The sequence below is a fragment of the Paraburkholderia sp. BR10954 genome (genome assembly GCF_040965775.1).
Lineage (GTDB): Bacteria > Pseudomonadota > Gammaproteobacteria > Burkholderiales > Burkholderiaceae > Paraburkholderia > Paraburkholderia youngii.
On the sequence record NZ_JBFRCK010000040.1, the window covers coordinates 1 to 26,380 of the forward strand.

Sequence of the window (26,380 nt, forward strand, 5' to 3'; positions counted from 1 at the left end):
CCGCGGGCGCTGCGGGCGCCGGCGGCCCCGGGGGCCGGCGCCCGCCGGGAGGTCCGGCGCCCACCCCATCGAGCGGCGAGCCGTTCTCGGTAAATCCGCCGATCAGCGCTGGCGACGATCCGTTCCCGGTCATGCGCGAAACCCGCCCGGTGGACGCCGGTCGCGTCGGCTGGATCGTCGCCGGCGTGGTGCTCGCCGCGCTGCTCGTCATTGCGCTGCTCGCGCAACTCGCGTGGTGGCAGCGCGAGACCATCATGGTCAACGTGCCGCGCTCGCAGATCCTGTATGCGCAGGCCTGCGCGCATCTCGGCTGCCAGCTGACGCCGCCGCACGACATCGAAGGCTTGCTGGTCGAGCCCTCCGATCTGCGGCAGATCGACGGCCCGCACAAGCTCGAGCTGAAGATGCCGCTGCACAACCGCCTGAACATCGCGCTCGCCTATCCCGCGATCGAACTCACGCTGCTCGACGATCAGAACAACGTCGCCGTGCGGCGCGTGCTATGGCCGCAGGATTACGTGCCACCCGGCACCGTGATCGCGGCCGGCCTCCCCGCGCACGCGACGCAGACGATGATCGTGCACCTCGACACCGGCACTGCGATCGCCTCCAATTTTCGCGTACAGATTTTTTATCCGTAACGCACCCTCGCGCGCCCGCTCCCGAGCGGGCGCATCATTGTCGTCACTGACGCCCTTTTCGGAGCACAACACATGAGTCAAGTCACGCTGGGTGGCAACCCGATCGAAGTTAGCGGCACGTTCCCGTCGGTCGGCCAGCAGGCCGCCGCATTCTCGCTGGTCGGCCGCGACCTGAAGCCGCTGACGCTCGCCGACTTCGCCGGCAAGCGCAAGGTGCTCAACATCGTCCCGAGTCTCGACACGCCGACCTGCGCGACGTCGACGCGCAAATTCAACGAAGCCGCCGCGAAGCTCAGCAACACGGCCGTGATCGTGGTGTCGGGCGACCTGCCATTCGCGGCGTCGCGCTTCTGCACGACCGAGGGCATCGAGAACGTGGTGACCGCGTCGACGTTCCGCGGCCACGAGTTCGCGCAGGCGTACGGCGTCGACGTGACGAGCGGTCCGCTGGCCGGCCTGACCGCGCGCGCGGTCGTCGTGCTCGACGAGAACGACAAGGTCCTGCACGCCGAGCTGGTTGGCGAGATCAAGAACGAGCCGAATTACGACGCAGCGCTCGCCGCGCTGAAGTAAGCCCTCTCGCGCGCGAACGACGGCGCCGCGCCTCGCGCGGCACCGTCGGCGCGGCGCGTCTGTCTTCCCATCCCACCGTTTTCATACAGGAACGCTCGCCTTGGCTACGCTCATCTGCGGCTCGCTCGCGTACGACAACATCATGACCTTCGAAGGCCGCTTTCGGGAGCACATCCTGCCGGAGCAGGTCCACATCCTGAATGTAAGCTTTCTCGTGCCGACCATGCGTCGCGAGTTCGGCGGCTGCGCGGGCAACATTGCGTATGCGCTGAATCTGCTCGGCGGCGACGCGCGCATCATGGGCGCGATCGGCGCCGTCGACGCGCAGCTCTATCTGGACCGGCTCGCAGAGCTCGGCCTGTCGACGGAAAACGTGCTCGTCGTGCCCGACACCTACTCGGCGCAGGCGATGATCACGACCGACCTCGAGAACAACCAGATCACCGCGTTCCATCCGGGCGCGATGATGCGGTCGCATCAGAACCGCGCCGACGAGGTGAAGGGCCTGACGCTCGGCATCGTTGCGCCGGACGGCTATGACGGCATGGTTCAACACTCCGAACAGCTGGCCGCCGCAGGCGTGCCGTTCATCTTCGATCCGGGCCAGGGCTTGCCGCTGTTCGACGGCGAGACGCTGCGGCGCGTCATTGAACTTGCTACCTATGTAGCGGTCAACGATTACGAAGCCGCGCTGGTGAGCAACAAGACCGGCTGGTCGATCGAGCAGATCGCCAGCAAGGTCGATGCGCTGATCGTCACGCTCGGCGAGAAGGGTGCTCAGATCCATCACGGCGGCGGTATTGAAGAGATCCCGGCGGTCACGGCCAGGCGGGTACTCGATCCCACTGGTTGCGGCGACGCGTTCCGCGGCGGCTTGCTCTACGGTATCGAGAAGGGCCTCGGTTGGGCCACCACCGGCCGTCTCGCCAGCCTGATGGGCGCACTGAAGATCGAGCATCAAGGCCCGCAAAACTACGCGCCCAGCCGGGCGGAAATCAACGAGCGGTTCAAGCAGGCCTTCGGATACGACCTGCACTGATATCGCGTGCTATGGGAGTTTGGGAATGAGAACCTCGAGTCGCCTGATCGTCGCCACTGTGATCGCCGGTTCGCTGGCCATGTCGGGATGTGCGGTCAACAGCAGCTCTCCCGACGTTTTCACCGCTTCGCAGGCGCAGCGCGAACAGACGGTTCGCATGGCCACGGTGGAGAGCGTACGCGCGGTGCGCATCAGCACGAACGAAGGTCAGCCGATCGGCATCGGCGCACTCGGCGGCGCTGCGCTCGGCGCGCTCGCCGGCACTGCGTTCGGCGGCGGACGTGGCCAAGTCGCGACGGGTATCGTCGGCGGCATCGGCGGTGCGGTCGCCGGCAATGCAATCGAAAACCGTGTGGCGATGCGGGACGGCATTGAAATCACCGTGCGGCTCGACAACGGCGACATGCGCGCCATCACCCAAACTGCCACCGGCGAAATCTTCCGCGCCGGCGATCGCGTAAGGCTGCTGTCGAGCGGCGGCGTCACGCGCGTCACGCACTGAGCGCAGTTTCCCCTCCCGCGCGGCCGCGCGTAGTTCAGCGCCGCGACGACGACATCACACGCATGAGCCCTCACGGGTCCATGCGTGTTTTTCTTTCGGGTGACGGCAAAAAAAAACCCGCCACCGGCACACCGGTAACGGGACATTGACCGGGTGGCGCTCGCAACAGCTCGAGCACGACCCGGTCATCCGACACATCGTGCGATGTGTCGACGTACTGCTACAGCTACCGCTTACGGACGGCTGCCCGTCGGGAACGGCCATGCCGCTGCCGGGTTCAGCGCGGTCTTCACCGTCGCCGCCGGTGCGCTCGAGACAGCAGGCGCAGCAGCGGGAGCAGGCGCGGCCTTCTTGGCGACAGCCTTCTTCGCAGGTGCAGCCTTCTTCGCAGGCGCAGCGGCCTTCTTCGCGGCAGCCTTCTTGGCAGGTGCAGCTTTCTTGGCTGCAGCCTTTTTCGCAGGCGCGGCCTTCTTGGCAGCGGTCTTCTTCGCCGCGGCCTTCTTCGCCGGTGCTGCTTTCTTCGCTGCGGCCTTCTTCGCCGGTGCCGCCTTCTTCGCTGCGACCTTCTTCGCTGCGACCTTCTTCGCCGCCGCTTTCTTCGCCGGTGCTGCCTTCTTCGCCGCGACCTTCTTGGCTGCGACCTTCTTCACTGCGGCTTTCTTCGCCGGCGCTGCCTTCTTTGCCGCGACCTTCTTCGCTGCAACCTTCTTCGCTGCGACCTTCTTCACTGCGACCTTCTTCGCGGCGACCTTCTTGGCCGGAGCAGCCTTCTTAGCCGGAGCAGCCTTCTTGGCTGCGGTCTTCTTTGCTGCGGTCTTCTTGGCCGCGGCTTTCTTTGCAGTTGCCATCATTTTCTCCTTCAGGTTTTCAGATGAGGTCAGTTCAAACTACACCCTTCGTCAAAACCCGCTTCCCGCGGACGCTTCTCAGGGCGCGCGCTACCAAGCGGGCTATTCATCGGCGTACGCAGGTGCAACGCGCTTACGCTAATGAATGCGGTAAGGCGCGCCGTGCCCCAAGGCACCGCGCGCCAAATCTGGTCGGCGTCGCGAGGCGACGCCGGCAATTGCTTGATCGGGCCGCCGGCAACGACGCCAGCGGCTTTTTCCGGGGGGAAGTTTGCCCATCCCACTGAAGGGTCCGCAAAGTGCCTGTCATGTTTGTGGGCCGTCAAGGCACCGGGCACGCTTTGCATCAGGCCGTTCTGCTCCTAACCCGGGGCGCCGCGGCCACAGGCGGCGGCATCCCCATCAATGAAACCATCCGCGACGCGAATCCCGGCTCACTCCCAGGAAAGCGCACCGCCAGTCTGATATTCGATCACTCGCGTCTCGAAGAAATTGCGTTCTTTCTTCAGGTCGATCATCTCGCTCATCCACGGGAACGGGTTTTCCTCGTTCGGGTACAGCGGATCGAGACCGATCTGCTGGCAACGGCGGTTGCAGATGAAGCGCAGATAGCTCTTGAACATCGACGCGTTGAGGCCGAGCACGCCGCGCGGCATCGTGTCTTCGGCGTAGCGGTATTCGAGCTCGACCGCCTGCTGGAAGATCGCGCGAATTTCGGCGCGGAACTCAGCCGTCCACAGGTGCGGGTTTTCGAGTTTGATCTGGTTGATCAGGTCGATGCCGAAGTTGCAGTGCATCGACTCGTCGCGCAGGATGTACTGGTACTGCTCCGCCGCACCGGTCATCTTGTTCTGGCGGCCGAGCGCCAGGATTTGCGTAAAGCCGACGTAGAAGAACAGGCCTTCCATCACACAGGCGAACACGATCAGCGAGCGCAGCAGCGTCTGGTCTGCTTCGAGCGTACCGGTCTTGAAGGCCGGGTCGGTCAGCACGTGGATGTACGGAATCAGGAATTCGTCTTTCGCGCGGATCGACGGGACCTCGTGATACGCGTTGAAAATTTCGCCCTCGTCGAGACCGAGCGACTCGACGATGTACTGGTAAGCGTGCGTGTGGATCGCCTCCTCGAACGCCTGGCGCAGCAGGAACTGGCGGCATTCGGGCGCCGTGATGTGGCGGTAGGTGCCCAGCACGATATTGTTGGCGGCGAGCGAGTCGGCCGTCACGAAGAAGCCCAGGTTGCGCTTGACGATGCGGCGCTCGTCTTCGGTCAGCCCGTTCGGATCTTTCCACAGGGCGATGTCGCGCGACATGTTCACTTCCTGCGGCATCCAGTGGTTGGCGCAACCCGCCAGATACTTTTCCCAGGCCCACTTGTACTTGAACGGCACCAGCTGATTGACGTCAGTCTGGCCGTTGATGATGCGCTTGTCGGCGACATTGACGCGCGCTTCGGAAGCGGCCGCCGCGTTGGCAGCATGAGCGACGGGAGCGACAGCGATGTCGCTCGCGAAGACTTCTTGAGCGGAGGGAGCATGAGGAGCGGAACGCGTTCCGATTTGCGAACCCACAACCGACCCCGCAGCGTTGCGCAACACGTTCGGTTGCGTCGCGCTCGAGGGAGTTACGGCAGTGATCTCGTCATCCCAGTTGAGCATAAATGTCACCATCAATTTAGAACGGTTTGTACCATCTTTTCACGAGCGATAAAAGAGCTCACTCGCGAAAATTCCTGTTTTCGATTCGCGTTGCTACGTTCATACAACACTTTGTTCGACATGCTGCGTGTGACTCATGCAGTCACGCATCGAATGACGCGTGATGATCGCGTGTTGAACATGTGTTGCCGAGGTCCTTTGCGAACTCGAAGAGCAACGTTTCGACACGACGTTTCGTTGCTCTATCTATATGTATTGCGCAGCGTGTTCGCGGCATCCGCCGACTGATCGATGGACCGGTCGATGCCGCGCGAATCGCTCATCGCGAGAGTCGGCGGTGAGCCGCGTCGAGCGTGTTGCGTCAGCGTTGGCGGTTGAGGTGCGATGCCATGTCGAGCGATCGTCCGGTGTTGCCAACTGCTGTGTTGCTTCGCTGCATCGACGAGCGGCGAGACTTCGATACTGCTCACCGCTCATCGACCTGCTTCTACTTCATCAACGGGGCGCGTCGCTCGCCGCCTGCGGGTCATCACCTACGACCCTCGTGTGCAGTTAGCAAGCATCGCTCCCGCTGCTTGCCTCTAGTTACTGGCAAGCCTCGCACTCGTCGAAGCCGGGATCGCCCGGACGCATCATGCAGACCGGACCGTCCGCTTCGGGTGCTGCTTCGACTGCGACCGCGGCAGTCGCTGCCGCTGCCTGGAAGCCGCCGCTCACGCCACCCGCCACACCACCCGTCGCGCCGCCCACGCCGAAGCCGCCTGCCGCGCCGCCTGCGCCACCCGAGCCGTCATGACCCGAGCTCACCGCGTTCAGCGCGCCGTGCGCGACCGTCGACTTCTCGACGTGCGTCGCCGCCATCGTGCGCAGATAGTAGGTGGTCTTCAGACCGCGCAGCCATGCGAGCTTGTAGATCTCGTCGAGCTTCTTGCCCGATGCGCCCGCCATGTAAATGTTCAGCGACTGCGCCTGGTCGATCCACTTCTGACGACGCGAGGCCGACTCGACGAGCCACACCGGATCGACTTCGAACGCGGTCGCGTAGATCGCGCGCAGGTCGGCCGGGATGCGGTCGATGCGCGACAGCGTGCCGTCGAAGTACTTCAGGTCGGCGACCATCACTTCGTCCCACAGACCGCGCGCCTTCAGGTCGCGCACCAGGTAGTCGTTGACCACCGTGAACTCGCCCGACAGGTTCGACTTCACGTACAGGTTCTGATAGGTCGGCTCGATGCACGCCGACACGCCGATGATGTTCGAGATCGTCGCGGTCGGCGCGATCGCCACGCAGTTCGAGTTGCGCATGCCGTAGGTCGCGATGCGCGAGCGCAGCGCCGGCCAGTCCATCGACTCGCTCGAATCGACCTCGACATAACCGCCGCGGGCTTCGGCGAGCAGCGCCACCGAATCCTGCGGGAGGATGCCGCGATCCCACAGCGAGCCGCGGTAGCTCGAGTAGCGGCCGCGCTCTTCGGCGAGCTCGGTCGACGCGTAGTACGCGTAGTAGCAAACCGCTTCCATCGAGCGATCGGCGAACTCGACCGCTTCCTGCGACGCGTACGGCGTGCGCAGCACGTGCAGGCAGTCCTGGAAGCCCATGATGCCGAGGCCGACCGGACGGTGCTTCAGGTTCGAGTTACGCGCCTTGGCGACCGCGTAGTAGTTGATGTCGATCACGTTGTCGAGCATGCGCATCGCGACGCTGACCGTGCGCTTGAGCTTGTCGTGGTCGAGCGCCACCGTGCCGTCGGCCTGTTCCTTCAGGTGCGCGACGAGGTTCACCGAGCCGAGGTTACAGACGGCGATTTCGGCGTCGCTGGTGTTCAGCGTGATTTCCGTGCACAGGTTCGACGAGTGAACGACGCCGACGTGCTGCTGCGGCGAGCGCACGTTGCACGGGTCCTTGAACGTGATCCACGGATGGCCGGTTTCGAACAGCATGCCGAGCATCTTGCGCCACAGTTGCGCCGCCGGAAGCTTCTTGAACAGCTTGATCTCGCCGCGCGCGACCTTGTCTTCGTAAGCCGTGTAAGCCGCTTCGAATTCGGCGCCGAACTTGTCGTGCAGATCCGGGCAGGTGGACGGCGAGAACAGCGTCCAGTCGCCGCCTTCCATCACGCGCTTCATGAACAGGTCGGGAATCCAGTTCGCGGTGTTCATGTCGTGCGTGCGACGACGGTCGTCGCCGGTGTTCTTGCGCAGCTCGAGGAACTCCTCGATGTCGAGGTGCCACGACTCGAGATACGCGCACACCGCGCCCTTGCGCTTGCCGCCCTGGTTCACCGCGACCGCCGTGTCGTTGACGACCTTCAGGAACGGCACCACGCCCTGCGACTTGCCGTTGGTGCCCTTGATGTGCGAGCCGAGCGCGCGCACACGCGTCCAGTCGTTGCCGAGACCTCCGGCGAACTTCGACAGCAGCGCGTTTTCCTTGAGTGCTTCGTAGATGCCGTCGAGGTCGTCGTCGACCGTGGTGAGGTAGCACGACGACAGCTGCGAGCGGCGCGTGCCAGAGTTGAACAGCGTCGGCGTCGAGCTCATGAAGTCGAAGCTCGACAGCACGTTGTAGAACTCGATCGCGCGCGCTTCGCGGTCGATCTCGTTCAGCGACAGACCCATCGCGACACGCATAAAGAATGCCTGCGGCATTTCGATACGCACGTTGTCGTGATGCAGGAAGTAGCGGTCGTAGAGCGTCTGCAGACCGAGGTAGCCGAACTGCAGGTCACGGTTCGCGTCGAGCGCGGCGCCCAGACGCCTCAGGTCGAACTGCAGCAGCTTGTCGTCGAGCAGTTCGGCTTGCACGCCGCGCTTGATGAACTGCGGGAAGTACTCGGCGTAGCGCTCGCCCATTTCGGCTTGCGTGACTTCTTCTTCGAGGATCTCGCGGCGGATCGTGTGCAGCAGGATGCGAGCGGTGACCTGGCTGTAAGCCGGGTCCTTTTCGATCATCGTGCGGGCAGCGAGGATAGCCGAGTCGTACACCTGGCTCATCGGCACGCCGTCGTACAGGTTCTTCACCGTTTCCGCGACGATCGGCTCGGCGCTCACCGCGTCGCCGAGGTTCGCGCATGCGGACTCGATGATGCCGCGCAGCGCGGCCATGTCCAGCGGACGCGTGATGCCGTTGTCGGTCACGTTCAGGCCCGGCGTGCTCGCGGCATCGGCATGGTCGTCATGCGCGCGCGCCTGGTTGCGCTTCTCGCGATACAGCACGTAAGCACGCGCGACGTTGTGCTCACCGCCGCGCATCAGCGCGAGTTCGACCTGATCCTGAATGTCTTCGATATGGAACGTGCCGCCGTTCGGACGGCTGCGCAGCAACGCGCGCACCACGTTCTGCGTGAGTTGCTCGACCAGTTCGCGCACCCGTGCCGACGCCGCGCCCTGACCACCGTTGACGGCGAGGAACGCCTTCGTCACGGCGATCGCGATTTTCGACGGCTCGAACGACACCACGGTGCCGTTGCGGCGGATCACCTTGTAGTCGGCATAGCTCGCTTGCGGCGCGAGCGACTGTGCGCCGTGAGTCTGGCCGAAAGCCTGGCCAGTCGGTGAGCCCTCGTACCGGGTCGTCACGTTGTCGGTGGTTTGCATGTGCAAAGCTCCTGGTCTTGGAAATGGCGGCGGGTGCCGCGGATTAAATCGAACGCCGCGCCGTCGCGTGCGCGAGCGATGAGGTGCAGGAAGGCCGGCTACGCCGGTTGGCGGGATGCAACTGCGAGGAAGCCTGGTTCGATTTGATGACGGTCTTCATCGGGTCGGTCGCGATCACTGGCTGGTCCTTTCCTGAATGCTTCTGGATGCGGCCGGAGATCCCCCAACGGCTGCGCCCCAGGAATTTTTTTCGCTGTCTGGAATGCTTGCGGCGCCGTGCTCGGGGAGCGGGGCGCCGCAGACTTATCCACTCTTATTCACTCGGTTATGCACATGGTTATTCACAGCACAACACAAGATATAGTGCGAAACTCAGTTGTCGGCACCAAGTATAGTGGAGATTCGAGACAGGTCAAACCGTTTTATTTGCGCTCGAAGTCTTGACTTTTGCGTCGCGCGACGCGCATAAGCTCCCCGGAGAAGCAGGCTGCGCCTCGTTCTCTGCGGATCACGCAAGATCGTGCGAAGGGGGATTACCGCAATTCGGAAAACTTGAGATAGGGGAAATACCGACCGTCGAGCAACGTGTCGCGTTGCAGCCGCGGCCACTCGAAATGTGGACCGGGATCGGTCTTGCGGCCGGGTGCGATGTCGGAGTGACCAGCAAGCGCGTCAATCGGATAGCGCGCCTTCAGTGCGCTCACTAGCGCGGCGAGCGTGCGGTATTGCGCCGCTTCGAAGGCGGTGGTGTCGCTGCCTTCGAGCTCGATGCCGATCGAGAAATCATTGCAGCGCTCGCGGCCGAAAAAATTCGACGGTCCCGCGTGCCACGCGCGCTCATTGCACGACACGAACTGCTCGAGCGCGCCGTCGCGGTGAATCACGAAATGCGCGGACACACGCACGCCGCGCAGATGCGAGTCGTAGTACGGGTGAGCGTCGCAGTCGAGCGTGTTCTGGAACAGCTCGGCAATCGCGGTGCCGCCGAACTCGTTCGGCGGCAGGCTGATGTTGTGAACGACGATCAGCGTCGGCACCGCGCCTTGCGGCCGCGCTTCGAAGTTCGGCGAGGGGAGCCTGCGTGCGGCGGGAACCCAGCCGTCGGCATCGACGGTGAAGACGTCGCTCATCGGGCGTCGCGGCCGCTCGGACGCGCGCCGTGGCGCTGCGCGTGCGCGGCACAGCAGAACGCCTGCCCCGCGACGCTGACCGAATCGCTCTTCGGTGCATGCACCCCGCACTCGACGCAGCGAATCATCGGTTCGGCAAGCTGCGGCTGTTGTCCATTCGAAGAACGCGCGCCGCCATTCGCGGCGCCGGCACCGTTGGCGCCGCGCGCGCCGGTGCGTTGCGCGTCGTGGCGGCGCAGTGCCTTCACGAGCCACTGTCCGACGATGAACAGCAGAATCAGCAAAAAGATTTGTCGCATGGGGACGCTCACACTACAGGCCGGTGCAACAGCACCTCTAAAACGAAACGGCTGCCGACGTACGCGAGCAACAGCGCGACGAACGAGGCCAGCACCCAGCGCAATACCGCACGGCCGCGCCAGCCGGACACCTTGCGCGCCGTCAGCAGCGCGCCGAACATCACCCACGAAAGAATCGCGAACACAGTTTTGTGATCGAGCCGCAACGCGCGGTCGAGCAGTTGCTCGCTGAACAGGATGCCCGACAGCAGCGTCAGTGTAAGCAGCACGAAGCCGGCGCCGATCAGACGGAACAGCAGCTTCTCGAGCGTGAGCAGCGGCGGCAGCGTGTCGAGCCAGCTCGACCACCAGCCGTTGCCCGACGCCGCGTGTCGCTGCGCGAGAGCGCCGCGCATCGAATGCAAACGCCGCTCGACCGCCAGCATCAGCACCGCGTGCAGCGCGGCGATCGCGAACAGACCGTACGCGATGTTCGCGATCAGAAAGTGCAGCTTGAACATCGGCGCGGCCGCATACGGCAGCACGCGCACGCCGCCGAACCCAAGCGGCAGCAGCGATGCGACGCACGCGAGCGGCAACACCAGCAGGCGCAGTCCGTCGAGCGGGAAGAAGAAGCTTTCGATCCAGTAGATGCCGGCGCCGAGCCAGAACATCGCCGACAGCGCGAACGCGAAGCCGAACACCATCGCGTTCTGCGGGAAGATCGTGGTATGCAGCAGGACGCCGTGAGCGAGCAGCGCGACGAATAACAGCGCGCGCCCGGGCGCGCTCATGCCGGAGGCCACCAGAGCGCCCGCGTGGACGGCTTGATCGGGCAGCGGCGGCACGCTCTCGAGCAGCGGACGCACGGCCGCGTGCCGGTGCGAGCGCCAGCCGGCCACGGCAAGACCGCCGTAGAGAAGCCCGGTGAGGGCATACAGTACAATATCCATATTCGAAGTTTACACTAGGGCCCTTCCCCGCGACGCCTTCTGCTTCGCGCGCTGCGCGGGCCCCACCGTTCATCGCTCCCCATGCTCGACAATCTGACTCAACGGATGGCGCGCGTCGTCAAGACGCTGCGCGGCGAAGCCCGGCTCACCGAGGCGAACACCCAGGAAATGCTGCGCGAGGTGCGTCTCGCACTGCTCGAGGCCGACGTGGCGCTGCCCGTCGTGCGCGAGTTCATCGCGAAGGTCAAGGAGAAGGCGCTCGGCGAGGAAGTGATCGCCAGCCTGTCGCCGGGTCAGGCGCTCGTCGGCGTGGTGCAGCGCGAGCTGACCGCGGTGATCGGCGGCGATTACGAGGGCAAGGCCTCCGAACTCAATCTCGCCGTCACGCCGCCTGCGATCATCCTGATGGCGGGTCTGCAGGGTGCCGGTAAAACGACCACGGTCGGCAAGCTCGCGAAGCTGCTGCGCGAGAAGTACAAGAAGAAGGTGCTGACGGTTTCGTGCGACGTCTATCGTCCCGCCGCTATCGCGCAGCTAAAAACGGTGACCGAGCAGGTCGGCGCGGACTTCTTCCCGTCGGAGCCGAACCAGAAGCCGGTCGACATCGCGCGGGCCGCGGTCGACTGGGCCAAGCGCCACTATCACGACGTGCTGCTCGTCGACACGGCCGGCCGTCTCGGTATCGACGAAGCGATGATGCAGGAAATCGCCGCGCTGCACGCCGAGCTGAAGCCCGCGGAAACGCTGTTCGTCGTCGACGCGATGCTGGGCCAGGACGCGGTCAACACCGCGAAGGCGTTCAGCGACGCGCTGCCGCTCACCGGCGTCGTGCTCACCAAGCTCGACGGTGATTCGCGCGGCGGCGCGGCGCTGTCGGTGCGTCACGTGACGGGCAAGCCGGTCAAGTTCGTGGGCGTCGCCGAAAAGCTCGACGGCCTCGAAGTATTCCACCCCGACCGCATGGCGAGCCGGATTCTCGGCATGGGCGATATTCTCGCGCTCGTCGAGGAAGCGCAGCGCGGCGTCGACGTGCAGGCCGCGCAGAAGCTCGCCGACAAGGTCAAGAAAGGCGGCGACTTCGACCTCAACGATTTCCGCGCGCAGCTCTCGCAAATGAAGGGCATGGGCGGCTTGTCGTCGCTGATGGATAAGCTGCCCGCGCAGTTCCAGCAGGCCGCCGCCGGCGCCGACATGAGCCAGGCCGAGAAGCAGATGCGCCGCATGGAAGGCATCATCAACTCGATGACGCCGGCCGAGCGCGCCAAGCCCGAACTGATCAAGGCGACCCGCAAGCGCCGCATCGCCGCGGGCGCGGGCGTGCAGGTGCAGGAAGTCAACCGCATGCTGAACCAGTACGAACAGATGCGCACGATGATGAAGAAGCTCAAGGGCGGCAACCTGCAGAAGATGATGCGCGGCATGAAGGGCATGATGCCCGGCATGCGCTAAGCTTGATGGGACCGGCGCGCGCTCGCGCCGATGCGCGGCGTGGCTGACTTCGGCATCGTGCGGGTTTATTCTGTAGCGCATCGCGTCGTCCCTCGCGGGAACGTCCCTCGGGATGTTGCCACCCACACTATGTATACAGTTATCGGCCGTCAGACGTCATGAACCGCGAAGAAGCCCTGCAGATTTTTCAACATTCCGAAGAGATCGTTTCGGCCTCGGACGTCACTGCGTCAATCGCCCGCATGGCGGCCGCCATCCGCGACGAGATGAGCGAGGACTTCCCGCTCGTGCTGTCGGTGATGGGCGGCGCCGCGGTGTTCACCGGCATGCTGCTGCCGCACCTCGATTTCCCGCTCGAGTTCGACTACATCCATCTGACGCGCTACCGCAATACGACGAAGGGCAGCAACGAGATGCAATGGCGCGTCGCGCCGGCCGAGTCGGTCAAGGATCGCGTGGTGCTCGTGCTCGACGACATCCTCGACGAAGGCGAGACGATGGCCGCGATCCGCGACCGCATTCTCGCGATGGGCGCGAAGCGCTTCCTGTCCGCGGTGCTGTGCGAGAAGATCATTCCGAAGGCGAAGCCGCTGCGCCCCGATTACTGCGGCTTCGAAGTGCCGGACCGGTACGTGTTCGGCTGCGGGATGGATGCGAAGGGCTACTGGCGCAATCTGCCGACCATTCGGGCGTTGACCGAGGGGGCGTGAGCGGCGCATCCGCGTACCGGCGAAAAAAAAAGCAGCCTGCCCGGCTGCTTTTTTTATGGCTGCGACGGTGGCGGCTCGCGCACCGGCTCCCGCTTTACAGCTTGTGCACGAAAGAGCGGATCCCGCCGAGCATCATCTCGACTGAAATCGCGACGAGCACCAGCCCCATCAGCCGCTCGAACGCCGCCATCACCCGTTCACCGAGCCACGCCTGAATGCGCTCGGCGAGCATCAGCACGATCGCGCAGACGATCATCGTGACGGTCAGCGCGCCGATCCATTCGTACGTCTTGCCGGGCGCCTGCGACGTCAGCAGCATGACCGTCGCCAACGCCGACGGCCCCGCCAGCGCCGGAATCGCAAGCGGCACGATCAGCGGCTCGCCGCCGCGCGCGTCGCCGCCGAATGGACCGTCCGGATGCGGAAACACCATGCGCAGCGCGATCAGAAACAGCACGATGCCGCCGCCGATCCGCAGCGACTGGTCACTCAGGCTCATCATGCGCAGAAAGCTCTGCCCGAGCACCATGAACACCAGCAGGATCGCAAACGCGATCGCGACCTCGCGCAGGATCACCACCGTGCGGCGTTCCGGCGACACCCCACGCAGACAGCTAATGAAGATCGGGATGTTGCCGAGCGGATCGGTGATCAGGATCAGCAGCACCGTCGCGGACAGGAAGGTGTACTCCACTGCCCGCCCCGCTTAGATCGCGAGCGCCGCGCGCACTTTGTCGATCACGGTCTGCGCGGCATCCGCGACCGGCAGCAGCGTCGCTTCGGCGTCGCGACGGCCCTGATACTCGATCTTGCCGTCCTTCAGCCCGCGGTCGCCGATCACCAGCCGATGCGGCACGCCGATCAGCTCCCAGTCGGCGAACATCACGCCCGGACGCTCGCCGCGATCGTCGAGGATCACGTCGATGCCGGCCGCGACGAGTTCCGCGTACAGCTTATCGGCCTGCTCGCGTACCGCGTCGCTGCGGTCGTAGCCCATCGGGCACAGCACGACTTCGAACGGCGCGATCGACTCCGGCCAGATGATGCCCTTGTCGTCGAAATTCTGTTCGATCGCGGCGCCGAGAATACGCGTGACGCCGATACCGTAACAGCCCATTTCCATCGGCCGCGGCTTGCCGGTTTCGTCGAGACAGGTCGCGTTCATCGCTTCGGAGTACTTCGTGCCGAGCTGGAACACGTGGCCCACTTCGATGCCGCGGCAGATGTCGAGCACGCCCTTGCCGTCCGGCGACGGATCGCCCTTCTTCACATTGCGGATGTCGGCGACGACCGGCTCCGGCAGGTCGCGGCCCCAGTTCACGCCGGTGGTGTGATAGTCGACCTCGTTCGAGCCGACCACGAAGTCGCTCATGTTCGCGACCGTGCTGTCGGCGATCACCTTGACCGGCTTCTTCGTGTTGATCGGACCGAGATAACCCGGCGGCGTGCCGAACGTCTCGATGATCTCGGCTTCGGTCGCCATGCGAAAGTCGGCGAGGCCGGGCAGCTTGCCGACCTTGATCTCGTTCAGGTCGTGGTCGCCGCGCAGCATCAGCAGCCAGATGGTCGGCTCGGCGCCTTCGTTTTCGGTGGCGAGAATGACCGACTTGATCGTGCGCTCGAGCGGAATGTTCAGCAGTTCGGCGACCGCCTCGCACTTCGCCTTGCCGGGCGTCGCGGTCTTTTTCATGTCCTCGGCCGGCGCGGCGCGTTGCGCGATCAGCGGCAGCGCGTCGGCGGCCTCGACGTTCGCGGCGAAATCGGAACTTGGGCAATAGGCGATCGCGTCTTCGCCGGTGTCGGCGATCACGTGGAACTCATGCGAGCCGCTGCCGCCAATCGAGCCGTTGTCCGCCGCGACCGCGCGGAACTCGAGGCCGAGGCGCGTGAAGATGCGCACGTAAGCGTCGTACATCTTGCGATACGACTCGCGCAGACCTTCCGCGTCCTTGTCGAACGAATACGCGTCTTTCATGATGAATTCGCGGCCGCGCATCACGCCGAAACGCGGACGGATCTCATCGCGGAACTTCGTCTGGATCTGATAGAAGTTGACCGGCAGCTGGCGATAGCTCTTGACCTGGTTGCGCGCGATGTCGGTCACGACTTCCTCGTGCGTCGGGCCCATCACGAAATCGGCCTGCTTGCGGTCCTTGAAGCGCAACAGCTCGGGACCATACTTCTCCCAGCGGCCCGATTCCTGCCACAGTTCGGCCGGCTGCACGGCCGGCATCAACAGCTCGATGGCGCCTGCCCGGTTCATTTCCTCGCGCACGATCGCTTCCACCTTGCGGATCGAACGCAGGCCGACCGGCAGGTAGTTGTAGATACCGCCCGCGACGCGGCGGATCATGCCCGCGCGCACCATGAGCTTGTGGCTGATGATTTCGGCGTCGGCGGGCGCTTCTTTGAGGGTGCCGATAAAGAAACGGGAAGCTTTCATTCAAGGTGTCCAAAAGCGGCGGCTTCCGGTGGGACCGCCAGAAAAGGTGAAAACATGGGGAAAATCGACACAGATCAGCGGCGAGGCCAGCGGGGTTCGCCCGACTGGCGGCACCCTGCCCCCGTGCGGCGCCGAAACCGCCGCGCAAAGCCTCTCGCAAGGGATCGGGCACGGAAAACCGACAGGCTACCGCAAACACGGGCTGTTGCGGCGAATCGCGGCAATCTCATGCGATTCGGTGCGTAGGGTCCGTTATCTGTTTATAATCAAAGCAATTTTAAAGGATTCGAAGGTGGTTGTATGCTGGATCGTGAAGGCTTTCGCCCGAACGTCGGCATCATCCTCTTGAACGCGCACAACGAGGTGTTTTGGGGCAAACGGCTCCGTGAACATTCCTGGCAGTTTCCGCAAGGGGGCATCAAATATGGCGAGACCCCCGTGCAAGCGATGTATCGGGAGTTACACGAAGAGACCGGACTGCTTCCTGAGCACGTCAAGGTGATCGGTCGCACGCGCGACTGGTTGCGTTATGAGGTGCCTGACAAGTTCATCAAGCGCGAAGTACGCGGTCATTACCGCGGCCAGAAGCAAATCTGGTTTTTGCTCCGGATGGTAGGACGCGACTGCGACATCTGTCTGCGCGCCACCGACCACCCTGAGTTCGATGCGTGGCGTTGGAACGAGTATTGGGTACCGCTCGACTGTGTGATCGAGTTCAAGCGGGATGTGTATCAGTTGGCGCTGACGGAGTTGTCCCGTTTCATGCGCCGACCTGCGCCGCGTGCGGAAAAACCTGGCGGGCATCATGGGTCGCGTTATCCTCGGATAGCGTCGTCGATGCAAAGCCCGCCGGATTCCGCGGTAAGCACGGTGGTCACCACCGTAACTTCCGTAAGTTCGGTCAGTGTCGAAACTTCGACGCGCGTGCTGGTCGTGCCGGATTGCGGCCCCGGCTCACCGGATGCAAACATTGCACCGGAGCATGAGCAGGAAACGGCCGAAGCCGACGAGGTCGGCGCCCCGTCAGTCCGACGAGGGGTGCGCGATTAACCATTCCAAGGCGGCGGCTCACGCCGCCTCTCTCTGGCGCGGCCTTCGGGCCGCGTCCGTCTTTCGAGGGAATCAGATTGAAAGCATTTGCACTCGCCGTGGCATGCGTCGCCACCGGCGCCCTGCTGGCAGGCTGTTCAAGCGCCGGCAAACCGACCAATAAAGACGACAGCGAGTTCGTCTATCTGCTGGATCGTAAGAGCAACTGGGTTGAAAACAAGGTCGACACGTTGCCGCCGCTGCCCACCGACACGAATCTGCTGCCGTTCGAGGTCTCCGGCAATACGCCGCTGCAATTCGCGATCGACCCGAAATCGGTCAGCGTCGGCGACGACGGTGTCGTGCGTTACACGGTGGTCGTCACGAGCCCGGGCGGCGCGCGCAACGTCAATTACGAGGGCATCCGCTGCGATACGTATGAATGGCGTCAGTACGCGGGCCTCAACGCCGATCACGACGGCTGGGACACGACGGTCGCGAACCAGTTTTCGCGCATCGAAAACGGTGCGCTGAACGCGTACCAGGCCGCGCTGTATCAGGACTATATGTGCGCGAACAAGATTCCGACCGGCAACGCGCAGCGCATCGTCGAGAACATTCGCTACAAGCGCACGCAGACGTCGCAGATTCATTGAGGCCGTTTGTGCGGCACACCTGATTCAGGCGCCGTTGCCTACACAAGACGACAAAAAGCCGTTCCAGCCTGCGCGGGAACGGCTTTTTTGTCGGCGCTTTGTGCGCTCGCATCCTGAAAGGTCAAATCAGCACGAGATTGTCGCGGTGAATCAGCTCGGGCTCCAGCATATAGCCCAGCACCGACTCGATTTCGCCGCTCGGACGACGCTGGATCAGCTTGGTTTCCGCGCTGCTGTAGTTCGTCAAACCACGTGCGACTTCACGGCCCGACGCGCTCAGACACGCGATCACCTCGCCGCGCGCGAAAGCGCCCTGCACGCCGACGATGCCGATCGGCAGCAGGCTCTTGCCGCCGGCGGTCAATTTTTCGACCGCGCCGTCATCGATCACGACGTGGCCGCGCACCTGCAGGTGATCGGCCATCCATTGCTTGCGCGCCGCCATGCGCGCGGTGCGCGCGATCAGCTGCGTGCCGATCGCCTCGCCGGCCGCCAGTCTCAGCAGCACGTCCGCTTCGCGCCCACTCGCGATCACCGTATTGGCGCCGCTATGGGCTGCGCGCTTCGCGGCAAGAATTTTGGTCAGCATGCCGCCGCGGCCGAGGCTCGAGCCCGCGCCGCCCGCCATCGCTTCCAGATCGGGCGCGCCGGCATCGGCTTGCTGGACGAGCGTCGCGTTCGGGTTCTTGCGCGGATCGGCGGTGAAGAGGCCTTGCTGGTCCGTCAGAATGATCAGCGCGTCGCCCTCGATCAGATTGGCGACCAGCGCGCCGAGCGTGTCGTTGTCGCCGAACTTGATTTCGTCGGTGACGACCGTGTCGTTCTCGTTGATGATCGGTACGACACCGAGTCGCAGCAGCGTGAGCAGCGTGGAGCGCGCATTCAGATAGCGCTCGCGGTCGGCGAGGTCGGCGTGAGTGAGCAGGATCTGCGCAGTCTGGATGGAATGCTCGGCAAAGCGGCTTTCGTACACTTGCGCGAGGCCCATCTGGCCGACCGCCGCAGCCGCCTGCAATTCATCGATTTCACGCGGCCGCTTGGTCCAGCCGAGCCGCTGCATGCCCTCGGCGATCGCGCCCGAACTGACCAGCACGACTTCCTTGCCCTGCGCGCGCAGTGCGGCAATTTGCGCGGCCCAGCGGCCGATGGCCGCATGATCGAGGCCGCGCCCGTCGTTTGTGACGAGGCTCGAACCGACTTTGACGACCAATCGCCGTGAATCTGCGATGACGGAACGCATTGTGCGCTGTCTCCCAAGATGACGCGTGATGCATGCCGACACCCGCCGCAGGCGCCGGCGCTCGAGTTGTTATTCCTGCGGATCGGTGCCGGCTTCGCGGGTCGCGGCCGGTACTTGCGTCCCCTCTCGGAAACGCACGTCGGAGGCGAGGTCTTCGGCTTCGGCCGCGCGTTGCGCGTCCGAGTGCTCGGCGAGGTAGTCGAACACCGCATAGCAAAGATTTTCACAGCCCTGGCCAGTCAGCGCCGAGATCTCGAACACCGGACCGTCCCAGCCGAAACCTTCGAGAAAAGCTGCCACGCGCGCTTCGCGATCGTCCTCAGGCACCATGTCCAGCTTGTTCAGCACGAGCCAGCGCGGCTTCTGGTAGAGCTCTTCGTCGTACTTGCGCAGTTCGTTGACGATCGCCTTCGCTTCCGCGACCGGATCGATCGATTCATCGAACGGTGCGATGTCGACGATATGCAGCAGCAGCCCGGTACGTTGCAGGTGACGCAAGAATTGATGGCCGAGACCGGCGCCTTCCGCCGCGCCTTCGATCAGCCCCGGAATGTCCGCAATCACAAAGCTGCGGCTCGGCCCGACGCGCACGACGCCGAGGTTCGGCGCGAGTGTGGTGAACGGGTAATCGGCAATTTTTGGCTTCGCGTTAGACACCGACGAGATGAACGTCGACTTGCCTGCATTGGGCATGCCGAGCAGACCGACGTCGGCCAACACTTTCAGTTCGAGGCGGACCATGCGGCGCTCGCCCGGCTTGCCGTCCGTCTTTTGACGCGGCGCGCGGTTCGTGCTGGACTTGAAATGGAGGTTGCCGAGACCGCCGGCGCCGCCTTGCGCGATTTGCACGCTCTGGTTGTGCTCGGTCAGATCGGCGATCAGCTCGCCGGTTTCCATGTCCGTGATGGTAGTGCCAACCGGCATGCGCAGCGTGATGTCGTCGCCGCCCTTGCCATAGCAATCTGAACCACGGCCGTTTTCGCCGTTGCGCGCCAGATGTTTTTTCGCGTAGCGGTAGTCGATCAGCGTGTTGATGTTGCGGTCAGCAACTGCGATCACGCTGCCGCCCCGGCCGCCGTCACCGCCATCGGGACCGCCGAACGGAACGAACTTCTCGCGGCGCATCGACGCGCTGCCATCCCCTCCGTCGCCGGCGATGACTTCAATCCTCGCTTCGTCAATGAACTTCATGCGTTACTCCGTCCCGTGGTGTACTGCCCGATTCGATGCAGGGGCGTTACTGATTGGATACTTGCTATTTTGCCGCGCGCGCCGCGCGTTGATCAATCGACCGAACGGCATAGTCGCCGGTGATGAACTGCCGGCTGCGCGGCTTCGGCGCCACACGAAAGAGGCGCCGCAATAAAAAAGGCCCCGCGAACTTCGCGGGGCCTTTTCCGGTCCTGAAGCCCGTGCCTGATTAAACTCAGGCTGCCGGGACGACGGAAACGGTGTGCTTCTTCGCCGCGCCCTTCGTCGAGAACTGGACGTGGCCGTCCTTCAGCGCGAACAGGGTGTGATCCTTGCCCATGCCGACGTTCTCGCCAGCGTGCATGCGCGTACCGCGCTGACGCACGATGATGCCACCAGCGTTGATAGCCTGGCCGCCGTAAACCTTAACGCCGAGGCGCTTCGATTCGGAGTCGCGGCCGTTCCGGGACGATCCGCCTGCCTTTTTGTGTGCCATTTGATTTGCTCCTTAACCGGTGCGCTTACGCGTTGATCGCGTCGATGCGCAGTTCGGTATAGTTCTGGCGGTGGCCGCCATGCTTCTGGTAGTGCTTCCGGCGACGCATCTTGAAGATCGTCACTTTGGCGTGACGCCCTTGCGACACGACGGTAGCCTTGACGGAAGCCCCACTGACCAGCGGCGTACCGAACTTAATCGATTCGCCTTCGCCCACTGCGAGAACCTGGTCGAGCGTGATTTCAGCGTCAATGTCTGCCGGTATCTGTTCTACTTTAAGTTTTTCGCCGACGGCAACCTTGTACTGCTTGCCACCGGTTTTTATGACCGCGTACATTGAAAACCTCACTCTGTATTCATTTTTCCCACGCACCGCGCGCGGAAACTCTCAATTATACATAGAGTTAGCTGCTCGGTCAAAGCCTGCTTACCAAATCGCCTACCGTTCGGGCTCGCCCTCCCTCGCAGGCGCTCGCAGAGACTAAACCAGTGACGCGCGGCGGCCCGCAGACGCCCTTGGCGAGCGGCCCTCGCGCCATGCGGAAAGCATCCGCACCGCAGCCGACGACCCGGAAGCGCACCGATCGCCTTATAATTCGCGGCACTACCCAATTCAGCCATCATGTCGTCGACTGCCACCACCTCCCCCAACGTCGCCAGCCTGCTTGCTCCGATCGCCGAAGACATGCAGCAGGTCAATCGCGTCATCCGGCAACGTCTCGCGTCGGACGTGATGCTGATCAACCAGATTTCCGAGTACATCATCAGCGCCGGCGGCAAGCGGCTGCGGCCCGCGTTGCTGTTGCTGGTGGCGGGCGCGCTGGGCGACACGACGGGACACCGGCACGAGCTTGCCGCGGTCGTCGAATTCATTCACACGGCCACGCTGCTGCATGACGACGTGGTCGACGAGTCCGACCTGCGGCGCGGCCGGCAGACCGCCAACGCGCTGTTCGGCAACGCCGCGAGCGTGCTGGTCGGTGATTTCCTGTATTCGCGCTCGTTCCAGATGATGGTCGGCGTGGGCAAGATGCGCGTGATGGAAATTCTGTCGGAGGCGACCAACATCATCTCCGAAGGCGAAGTGCTGCAGTTGTTGAACATGCACGATGCCGACGTCGACGAAGCCCGCTACATGCAGGTGATCCGCTACAAAACCGCAAAGTTGTTCGAGGCGGCCGCCCAACTCGGCGCAGTGCTCGCCGGAGCGGACGCGAAAACCGAAGCCGCCGCCGCCGAATATGGCCGCCGCATCGGCACCGCGTTCCAGATCATGGACGACTGGCTCGACTACACCGGCACGGCCGAGTCGATGGGCAAGAACGCTGGCGACGATCTGCGCGAAGGCAAACCCACGCTGCCGCTCATCTATCTGATCGAACGCGGCACGCCCGAGCAATCGGCGCTCGCGCGCGAAGCCATTGAGCAAGGTGGCACCGACCGTTTCGATACGATTTTTGACGCGATCACGCGATCGGGCGCGCTCGACCACACGCTCGAGTGCGCGAAGCAGGAAGCGCAAGCAGCCGCGGCAGCAATTTCTTCGTTTCCCCATTCCATTTTCAAAGAGAGCCTGCTAGAATTATGTTCTTACTCGACGGCAAGACAGTCTTGAACGAGACTGAAACGCCGAATTAGTCCGAATCGAGTCAGCAGTACCAAATCGGGGTGTAGCTTAGCCTGGTAGAGCGCTACGTTCGGGACGTAGAGGCCGGAGGTTCGAATCCTCTCACCCCGACCAGATTCCCCCTTGTTAGCACAAGGTTCAAAAACCGCCGCAGCAATGCTCGGCGGTTTTTTGTTTTGCGCGGTACTTTTTTGCTGCTGTCGTGCTGCCTTTCGCTGCTTTCTTTTCCTCCGGCTAGACAGGCACAGCGCGCACGTCGCGACGTTGTAGTTCGAGCGGCGTCAGCCGCCGTTCACGGAGGAGCGCGTGGCCCCCTCTGCTATATTCTCTCCATCCTTTCCCTTATTTTTCACGACGCGTGGAACAACTTCCCTTATGGGCGCAGATCGGCGCCGTCCTTCTGCTGCTTGTCTGCTCCGCCTTCTTTTCCATTTCCGAGACAGCGATGATGGCGCTGAACCGTCATCGGCTCAAACATCTCGCCAGCAAAAACACCCTCGGCGCGAAAACTACCCAGGGACTGCTTGCGAAAACCGATCAGTTGCTGAGCGTGATCCTGATCGGCAACAACCTGTTCAACACGATCATTCCGGTACTGACTACATCGCTCGCGTTGCATACGTTCGGCCGCAATAGCCTCGTGCTGTCGATCGCGACCGGTATCGTCGCCTTCCTAATCATCGTGTTCGCAGAAATCACGCCGAAGATCGTCGGCGCAACCTTTCCCGAGAAAATCGCGCTGCCCGCGAGCCTGCTGATCGCGCCATTGATGCGCATCGGGAAACCGGTGATCTGGTTCGTCAACCTGTTCGCCACCGGCATCCTGCGCGTGCTGCACATTAATACGAAGGGCGCGCGCGATCAGCGACTGTCCACCGAAGAACTGCGCACCATCGTGCTCGAGTCGGGCAGTTTCATGCCGACCAAACACCGCAGCATCCTGCTGAATCTGTTCGACCTCGAAAACATCTCGGTCGATGACGTGATGATCCCGCGTCGCCGCATCGAAGCGCTCGACTTCGATGCACCGTTCGAACAGATCCTGCATCAACTAGAGACTTGCTATCACAACAAGCTGATCGTCTACCAGGGCGACATCGACCGAGTGCTCGGTGTGCTGCACGTGCGCAAGACCCTGTCAGCGCTGCACAACCAGGAGCTCGAACGCGATACCTTGCGCGAGCTGCTCGCCGAGCCGTACTTCGTGCCAAGCGGCACGCCGGTGTTCCCGCAGTTGCAATACTTCCAGGAGAGCCGGCACCGCATCGCGCTCGTCGTCAACGAATACGGCGAACTGCAAGGTCTCGTCACGCCGGAAGACATCATCGAGGAGCTGATCGGCGAATTCACCACGTCGATTCCGCGTGGCGCCAGTTCGCGCGGCGGCTGGAACGAAGCGGGCGAATGCATCGTCGCGGGCAGCATGCCGTTGCGCGAGTTGAACCGCTGGCTGCAACTCGCGCTGCCCACCGATGGCCCCAAAACGCTCAACGGCCTGATTCTCGAAATTCTCGAAGACATTCCCGACGGCGACGTCTGCGTGTGCATCGGCGACACCAAGCTCGAAGTGATGCGCAGCGACGATCAGGCAATCCGCACCGTCAAGCTGTTCAAACCGCCGTCGCGCACAAAGGCCGGAAAAGCAAGGTCAGGCTGAAACCCGCACAGTCGCTCGCTAATTCATGGTCAGCATTGCACAGGCTCGCGACGCCCGCCATTAGCCGAATGGCCGAATGGCATTCGGACGCCCTCATCGGGAAGATGAAGCCGTCATGTTCTACAGGCGGTTCATCACCGGTCTCTCATGCAAACCCCCTTTGCCACCGCTGCGGCATTGCCGCGCCCACTCGCTGCCGACGGCGAATCCAGCGCAACCAATCTAAACGATCCGGACAACGCCCCGGCCGTGCGTCTGTTGACCGACACGTTGCACGAAGCGACGCGGCGCAATGCGTCCGATATCCACATCGAGCCGGCCGAGCACGGCTGGCGTGTGCGGCTGCGCATCGACGGCGTACTGCATGAAATCCCGCGGCCGCCCGCGCATCTACGCGATGCCTTCGTCACGCGGGTTAAGGTGCTCGCGCGCATGGACATCGCCGAGCGACGCGTGCCGCAAGACGGCCGGCTACGCCTCGCGACGTCGCCCGGGCGACTCGAGGATTACCGCGTCAATTCACTGCCGACGCTGTTCGGCGAAAAGCTCGTGCTACGACGGCTCGACGCGCTGCCCGCTGATCTTTCGCTCGATTCGCTCGGCCTCGATCCGCGGCAGCGCGAAGCCGTCGATGCCGCGATCCGCGCGCCGCACGGTCTGATGCTCGTCACCGGACCAACGGGCAGTGGCAAGACGCTGTCGCTGTACTGCTTCCTGAATCTGCTGAACGGCGAGGCACGCAACCTCTGCTCAGTGGAAGATCCGGCCGAGATCCAGCTGGCCGGTATCAACCAGGTCAGCGTGCGCGAAAAAGCCGGGCTAACGTTCGCGGTCGCACTGCGCGCGTTCCTGCGTCAGGACCCGGACGTGATCATGGTCGGCGAAATCCGCGACAACGAAACCGCCGACGTCGCCGTGAAGGCCGCGCAAACCGGCCACCTCGTGCTGTCCACGCTGCATACGAACGACGCGCCCGCGGCCATCGCGCGGCTCATCGATATCGGTGTCGAGCCGTACAACCTTGCAGCCGCGCTGCGGATGGTGACCGCGCAGCGGCTGGTGCGGCGACTATGCGTCGCGTGCCGCGCACCCGCGCCGCATTCGGCGACGGCGCTCCACGCCGCTGGCTTCGGCGAACAAGAGCTCGACGGCTGGCAACCGTATGCGGCGACCGGCTGTGCGGCTTGCCATGGCATCGGCTATCGGGGGCGCGTCGGCATCCATCAGGTGATGCCCGTTTCCGACGCGATGCGCGAGCTGATCGTCGCAAGCGCGGGTGCGCACGAGCTGGCCCGCCTCGCGCAGACCGAACAGGTCGCGACTTTACGCGACGCGGCGCTAGCGCGCGTACGCGACGGCACCACCAGTCTCGCCGAAGCGCTCGCCGCCACGGAGGTCGCATGAGTACCGCCGCGCAGTCACCGACACGGCCAGTCTCAGCCGACCTGCGCTTCAGATGGCGCGGCGTCGACGCGGACGGCAAGCGCCATAGCGGCACGCTGATCGCGCCCGACGCGAGCGCCGCGCGCACGTTGCTCAAACGCGACAGCCTCTTTATCGTCGAACTCGCAACGCAAGGCCCGGCGCCACGCCCGAAGACCAGCGCGGCCGATGTCACGCTGTTCACGCGGCAACTTTCCAGTCTCCTGCGTGCCGGCTTGCCGCTCGCGCCCGCGCTCGAACTGCTCGCACAGACGCCGACGTCGGGGCAGCGGCAAGGCATGCCGCGCATCATCGGCACGGTCGCGCGCGACATCACCGCCGGCCTGCGGTTTTCGGCGGCCTTGCAGCGGCACCCGGCGCAGTTCAATGCGCTGTATTGCCAACTCGTGGAGGTGGGCGAAGCAGCGGGCGCGCTCGTCACCGTGCTCGCCCGCCTCGCCGACGACCGCGAACGCGCCGCCGCGCAGCGTGCAAAGGTGCGCGCGGCTCTCACCTATCCAGTCGCGATCCTGCTGCTCGCGATCGCGATAACCGCCGCGTTGCTGGTGTGGGTCGTGCCGACGTTCAAGCAGATCTTCGATGGCTTCGGCGCCAGGCTGCCAGCGCCGACGCAGTTCGTGCTGGCGCTCTCGGCGGGTGCCGCGCGCTGGAGTGTGCCGCTGTTCGTGCTGATGCTCGCAATGAGCTCGGCCATCACATTCGTGCTGCGTCGATCGATAAGCGCGCGCATCCGCTTCGCTCGCCTGTCGCTCGACCTGCCAGTGGCCGGCCCGCTGCTGCGCACGCTGTGCGCAGCGCGGTGGAGTCGCGCGCTCGGCACCCTGCTGTCCGCCGGCACACCGCTCGCCGACGCGTTCGATTCGCTCACGCAGGCAACCGGCAATGCCTTCTTCGATCGCGCGACCGCGAGCATCGCCATCAGACTGCGGCGCGGCGAAAGGCTCGCCGCGGCGATGCGCGCGGCCCGCTGCTTTCCTGCCGAGGTCGTGCAGCCCGTTGCGGTCGCCGAGGAATCCGGCGCGCTCGACGGCATGCTGCTCGATGTCGCGTCGCTTGCGGATCGCCAGGTCGACGACAGGATCGGCACGCTATCGAGCCTGTGCGAACCGCTCGTGATCGTCGTGCTCGGCACGCTGGTCGGCGGCCTCGTCATCGCGATGTATCTTCCCATTATTCAACTCGGCAACGTGGTGTAGCATCGCAGCCGAATCCAATTCATG

The 26,380-nt window shown here is 63.8% G+C and carries 25 protein-coding genes and 1 tRNA gene; 13 read left to right on the forward strand and 13 right to left on the reverse strand.

Annotated elements, in window-relative coordinates:
- From AB4Y34_RS35070 to AB4Y34_RS35085, 4 genes are all read left to right on the forward strand, one after another.
- Positions 1-641, forward strand: a 641-nt coding sequence (locus AB4Y34_RS35070; protein ID WP_368718638.1) for a DUF3426 domain-containing protein, incomplete at its 5' end; no start/stop codon positions are given.
- A 72-nt stretch (positions 642-713) separates the two neighbouring features.
- The gene (gene tpx, locus AB4Y34_RS35075; RefSeq protein WP_368718639.1) at positions 714-1,214 is read left to right on the forward strand and encodes a thiol peroxidase; all 501 of its coding nucleotides are present in this window, start codon (positions 714-716) and stop codon (positions 1,212-1,214) included.
- A gap of 100 nt (positions 1,215-1,314) precedes the next feature.
- Positions 1,315-2,253 (forward strand): carbohydrate kinase family protein, encoded by a 939-nt coding sequence (locus tag AB4Y34_RS35080; RefSeq protein WP_368718640.1) that lies wholly within the window; start codon positions 1,315-1,317, stop codon positions 2,251-2,253.
- A 25-nt stretch (positions 2,254-2,278) separates the two neighbouring features.
- A complete protein-coding gene (locus tag AB4Y34_RS35085; protein ID WP_176105013.1) occupies positions 2,279-2,755 on the forward strand; it encodes a glycine zipper 2TM domain-containing protein in 477 nt (158 codons plus the stop codon).
- 233 nt (positions 2,756-2,988) lie between these two features.
- On the opposite strand, the gene AB4Y34_RS35090 is transcribed toward AB4Y34_RS35085, so the two are convergent.
- The 7 genes from AB4Y34_RS35090 to AB4Y34_RS35120 form a co-directional block, all read right to left on the reverse strand.
- Positions 2,989-3,603, reverse strand: a complete 615-nt coding sequence (locus AB4Y34_RS35090; RefSeq protein ID WP_368718656.1) for a histone H1-like DNA-binding protein — start codon at positions 3,601-3,603, stop codon at positions 2,989-2,991.
- A 29-nt stretch (positions 3,604-3,632) separates the two neighbouring features.
- A complete protein-coding gene (locus AB4Y34_RS35095) occupies positions 3,633-3,950 on the reverse strand; it encodes a hypothetical protein (RefSeq protein ID WP_368718641.1) in 318 nt (105 codons plus the stop codon).
- A gap of 87 nt (positions 3,951-4,037) precedes the next feature.
- Positions 4,038-5,261 carry a ribonucleotide-diphosphate reductase subunit beta gene (locus tag AB4Y34_RS35100; RefSeq protein ID WP_176380934.1) on the reverse strand — a complete coding sequence of 408 codons (1,224 nt, stop codon included), beginning with the start codon at positions 5,259-5,261 and terminating at the stop codon, positions 4,038-4,040.
- Positions 5,262-5,846: 585 nt separating this feature from the next.
- Entirely contained in the window at positions 5,847-8,858 is a 3,012-nt protein-coding gene (locus tag AB4Y34_RS35105) for a ribonucleoside-diphosphate reductase subunit alpha (protein WP_368718642.1), read from the reverse strand.
- A 533-nt stretch (positions 8,859-9,391) separates the two neighbouring features.
- Positions 9,392-9,988 (reverse strand): 1,6-anhydro-N-acetylmuramyl-L-alanine amidase AmpD, encoded by a 597-nt coding sequence (gene ampD / locus AB4Y34_RS35110; protein ID WP_368718643.1) that lies wholly within the window; start codon positions 9,986-9,988, stop codon positions 9,392-9,394.
- Positions 9,985-10,287 carry a PP0621 family protein gene (locus AB4Y34_RS35115; RefSeq protein WP_176121894.1) on the reverse strand — a complete coding sequence of 101 codons (303 nt, stop codon included), beginning with the start codon at positions 10,285-10,287 and terminating at the stop codon, positions 9,985-9,987. Before AB4Y34_RS35115 ends, ampD begins: the two co-directional genes overlap by 4 nt.
- Positions 10,288-10,295: 8 nt before the next feature.
- On the reverse strand, positions 10,296-11,219 hold the full coding sequence (locus AB4Y34_RS35120) for an inner membrane protein YpjD (RefSeq protein WP_368718644.1): 924 nt from the start codon (positions 11,217-11,219) through the stop codon (positions 10,296-10,298).
- Between the two features lie 81 nt (positions 11,220-11,300).
- Between AB4Y34_RS35120 and ffh the strand changes: the two genes are divergently transcribed.
- Complete coding sequence (gene ffh, locus AB4Y34_RS35125) at positions 11,301-12,668, forward strand: signal recognition particle protein (RefSeq protein WP_176105005.1); 1,368 nt, start codon at positions 11,301-11,303, stop codon at positions 12,666-12,668.
- A 158-nt stretch (positions 12,669-12,826) separates the two neighbouring features.
- Positions 12,827-13,378 (forward strand): hypoxanthine-guanine phosphoribosyltransferase, encoded by a 552-nt coding sequence (locus AB4Y34_RS35130; RefSeq protein ID WP_018437636.1) that lies wholly within the window; start codon positions 12,827-12,829, stop codon positions 13,376-13,378.
- Positions 13,379-13,472: 94 nt separating this feature from the next.
- On the opposite strand, the gene AB4Y34_RS35135 is transcribed toward AB4Y34_RS35130, so the two are convergent.
- Positions 13,473-14,072: a MarC family protein gene (locus AB4Y34_RS35135; protein ID WP_176121897.1), complete on the reverse strand. Its 600-nt coding sequence runs from the start codon at positions 14,070-14,072 to the stop codon at positions 13,473-13,475.
- A 12-nt stretch (positions 14,073-14,084) separates the two neighbouring features.
- Entirely contained in the window at positions 14,085-15,821 is a 1,737-nt protein-coding gene (locus AB4Y34_RS35140; protein WP_368718645.1) for a proline--tRNA ligase, read from the reverse strand.
- A 300-nt stretch (positions 15,822-16,121) separates the two neighbouring features.
- Between AB4Y34_RS35140 and AB4Y34_RS35145 the strand changes: the two genes are divergently transcribed.
- Together AB4Y34_RS35145 and AB4Y34_RS35150 are read left to right on the forward strand one after the other, a co-directional pair.
- Positions 16,122-16,871 carry an RNA pyrophosphohydrolase gene (locus AB4Y34_RS35145; RefSeq protein ID WP_176380940.1) on the forward strand — a complete coding sequence of 250 codons (750 nt, stop codon included), beginning with the start codon at positions 16,122-16,124 and terminating at the stop codon, positions 16,869-16,871.
- Between the two features lie 77 nt (positions 16,872-16,948).
- Positions 16,949-17,506 carry a CNP1-like family protein gene (locus tag AB4Y34_RS35150; protein WP_176105000.1) on the forward strand — a complete coding sequence of 186 codons (558 nt, stop codon included), beginning with the start codon at positions 16,949-16,951 and terminating at the stop codon, positions 17,504-17,506.
- Positions 17,507-17,627: 121 nt separating this feature from the next.
- Here AB4Y34_RS35150 and proB read toward each other — a convergent pair whose 3' ends face one another.
- From proB to rplU, 4 genes are all read right to left on the reverse strand, one after another.
- The gene (gene proB, locus AB4Y34_RS35155) at positions 17,628-18,746 is read right to left on the reverse strand and encodes a glutamate 5-kinase (protein ID WP_176121902.1); all 1,119 of its coding nucleotides are present in this window, start codon (positions 18,744-18,746) and stop codon (positions 17,628-17,630) included.
- Between the two features lie 69 nt (positions 18,747-18,815).
- The gene (cgtA, locus tag AB4Y34_RS35160; protein WP_176104998.1) at positions 18,816-19,937 is read right to left on the reverse strand and encodes an Obg family GTPase CgtA; all 1,122 of its coding nucleotides are present in this window, start codon (positions 19,935-19,937) and stop codon (positions 18,816-18,818) included.
- Positions 19,938-20,172: 235 nt separating this feature from the next.
- Positions 20,173-20,433: a 50S ribosomal protein L27 gene (gene rpmA, locus AB4Y34_RS35165; protein ID WP_008923994.1), complete on the reverse strand. Its 261-nt coding sequence runs from the start codon at positions 20,431-20,433 to the stop codon at positions 20,173-20,175.
- Positions 20,434-20,458: 25 nt separating this feature from the next.
- Complete coding sequence (gene rplU, locus AB4Y34_RS35170; RefSeq protein ID WP_007180329.1) at positions 20,459-20,770, reverse strand: 50S ribosomal protein L21; 312 nt, start codon at positions 20,768-20,770, stop codon at positions 20,459-20,461.
- 285 nt (positions 20,771-21,055) lie between these two features.
- Here rplU and AB4Y34_RS35175 point away from each other — a divergent pair, with 285 nt between their 5' ends.
- The 5 genes from AB4Y34_RS35175 to AB4Y34_RS35195 all read left to right on the forward strand — a co-directional run bounded on the left by AB4Y34_RS35175 (position 21,056) and on the right by AB4Y34_RS35195 (position 26,356).
- Positions 21,056-22,048, forward strand: a complete 993-nt coding sequence (locus tag AB4Y34_RS35175; protein ID WP_026229109.1) for a polyprenyl synthetase family protein — start codon at positions 21,056-21,058, stop codon at positions 22,046-22,048.
- Between the two features lie 49 nt (positions 22,049-22,097).
- Positions 22,098-22,174: transfer RNA gene (locus tag AB4Y34_RS35180), tRNA-Pro, on the forward strand.
- Between the two features lie 244 nt (positions 22,175-22,418).
- Positions 22,419-23,717, forward strand: coding sequence for an HlyC/CorC family transporter (locus AB4Y34_RS35185; RefSeq protein ID WP_368718646.1), 1,299 nt, complete (start codon positions 22,419-22,421; stop codon positions 23,715-23,717).
- A 147-nt stretch (positions 23,718-23,864) separates the two neighbouring features.
- Positions 23,865-25,121 (forward strand): GspE/PulE family protein, encoded by a 1,257-nt coding sequence (locus AB4Y34_RS35190; protein ID WP_176104996.1) that lies wholly within the window; start codon positions 23,865-23,867, stop codon positions 25,119-25,121.
- Entirely contained in the window at positions 25,118-26,356 is a 1,239-nt protein-coding gene (locus AB4Y34_RS35195; protein WP_368718647.1) for a type II secretion system F family protein, read from the forward strand. The genes AB4Y34_RS35190 and AB4Y34_RS35195 overlap by 4 nt, the downstream gene beginning before the upstream one ends.
- Positions 26,357-26,380: the final 24 nt, after the last annotated feature.

What these genes read in the sequence shown, in the direction of transcription:
- tpx (WP_368718639.1), top strand. Translation starts at nt 714, where the DNA reads ATGAGTCAAGTCACGCTGGGTGGCAACCCGATCGAAGTTAGCGGCACG.
- AB4Y34_RS35085 (WP_176105013.1), top strand. Translation starts at nt 2,279, where the DNA reads ATGAGAACCTCGAGTCGCCTGATCGTCGCCACTGTGATCGCCGGTTCG.
- AB4Y34_RS35090 (WP_368718656.1), bottom strand. Translation starts at nt 3,603, where the DNA reads ATGGCAACTGCAAAGAAAGCCGCGGCCAAGAAGACCGCAGCAAAGAAG.
- AB4Y34_RS35095 (WP_368718641.1), bottom strand. Translation starts at nt 3,950, where the DNA reads ATGCAAAGCGTGCCCGGTGCCTTGACGGCCCACAAACATGACAGGCAC.
- AB4Y34_RS35100 (WP_176380934.1), bottom strand. Translation starts at nt 5,261, where the DNA reads ATGCTCAACTGGGATGACGAGATCACTGCCGTAACTCCCTCGAGCGCG.
- AB4Y34_RS35105 (WP_368718642.1), bottom strand. Translation starts at nt 8,858, where the DNA reads ATGCAAACCACCGACAACGTGACGACCCGGTACGAGGGCTCACCGACT.
- ampD (WP_368718643.1), bottom strand. Translation starts at nt 9,988, where the DNA reads ATGAGCGACGTCTTCACCGTCGATGCCGACGGCTGGGTTCCCGCCGCA.
- AB4Y34_RS35115 (WP_176121894.1), bottom strand. Translation starts at nt 10,287, where the DNA reads ATGCGACAAATCTTTTTGCTGATTCTGCTGTTCATCGTCGGACAGTGG.
- AB4Y34_RS35120 (WP_368718644.1), bottom strand. Translation starts at nt 11,219, where the DNA reads ATGGATATTGTACTGTATGCCCTCACCGGGCTTCTCTACGGCGGTCTT.
- ffh (WP_176105005.1), top strand. Translation starts at nt 11,301, where the DNA reads ATGCTCGACAATCTGACTCAACGGATGGCGCGCGTCGTCAAGACGCTG.
- AB4Y34_RS35130 (WP_018437636.1), top strand. Translation starts at nt 12,827, where the DNA reads ATGAACCGCGAAGAAGCCCTGCAGATTTTTCAACATTCCGAAGAGATC.
- AB4Y34_RS35140 (WP_368718645.1), bottom strand. Translation starts at nt 15,821, where the DNA reads ATGAAAGCTTCCCGTTTCTTTATCGGCACCCTCAAAGAAGCGCCCGCC.
- AB4Y34_RS35145 (WP_176380940.1), top strand. Translation starts at nt 16,122, where the DNA reads ATGCTGGATCGTGAAGGCTTTCGCCCGAACGTCGGCATCATCCTCTTG.
- proB (WP_176121902.1), bottom strand. Translation starts at nt 18,746, where the DNA reads ATGCGTTCCGTCATCGCAGATTCACGGCGATTGGTCGTCAAAGTCGGT.
- cgtA (WP_176104998.1), bottom strand. Translation starts at nt 19,937, where the DNA reads ATGAAGTTCATTGACGAAGCGAGGATTGAAGTCATCGCCGGCGACGGA.
- rpmA (WP_008923994.1), bottom strand. Translation starts at nt 20,433, where the DNA reads ATGGCACACAAAAAGGCAGGCGGATCGTCCCGGAACGGCCGCGACTCC.
- rplU (WP_007180329.1), bottom strand. Translation starts at nt 20,770, where the DNA reads ATGTACGCGGTCATAAAAACCGGTGGCAAGCAGTACAAGGTTGCCGTC.
- AB4Y34_RS35175 (WP_026229109.1), top strand. Translation starts at nt 21,056, where the DNA reads ATGTCGTCGACTGCCACCACCTCCCCCAACGTCGCCAGCCTGCTTGCT.
- AB4Y34_RS35190 (WP_176104996.1), top strand. Translation starts at nt 23,865, where the DNA reads ATGCAAACCCCCTTTGCCACCGCTGCGGCATTGCCGCGCCCACTCGCT.
- AB4Y34_RS35195 (WP_368718647.1), top strand. Translation starts at nt 25,118, where the DNA reads ATGAGTACCGCCGCGCAGTCACCGACACGGCCAGTCTCAGCCGACCTG.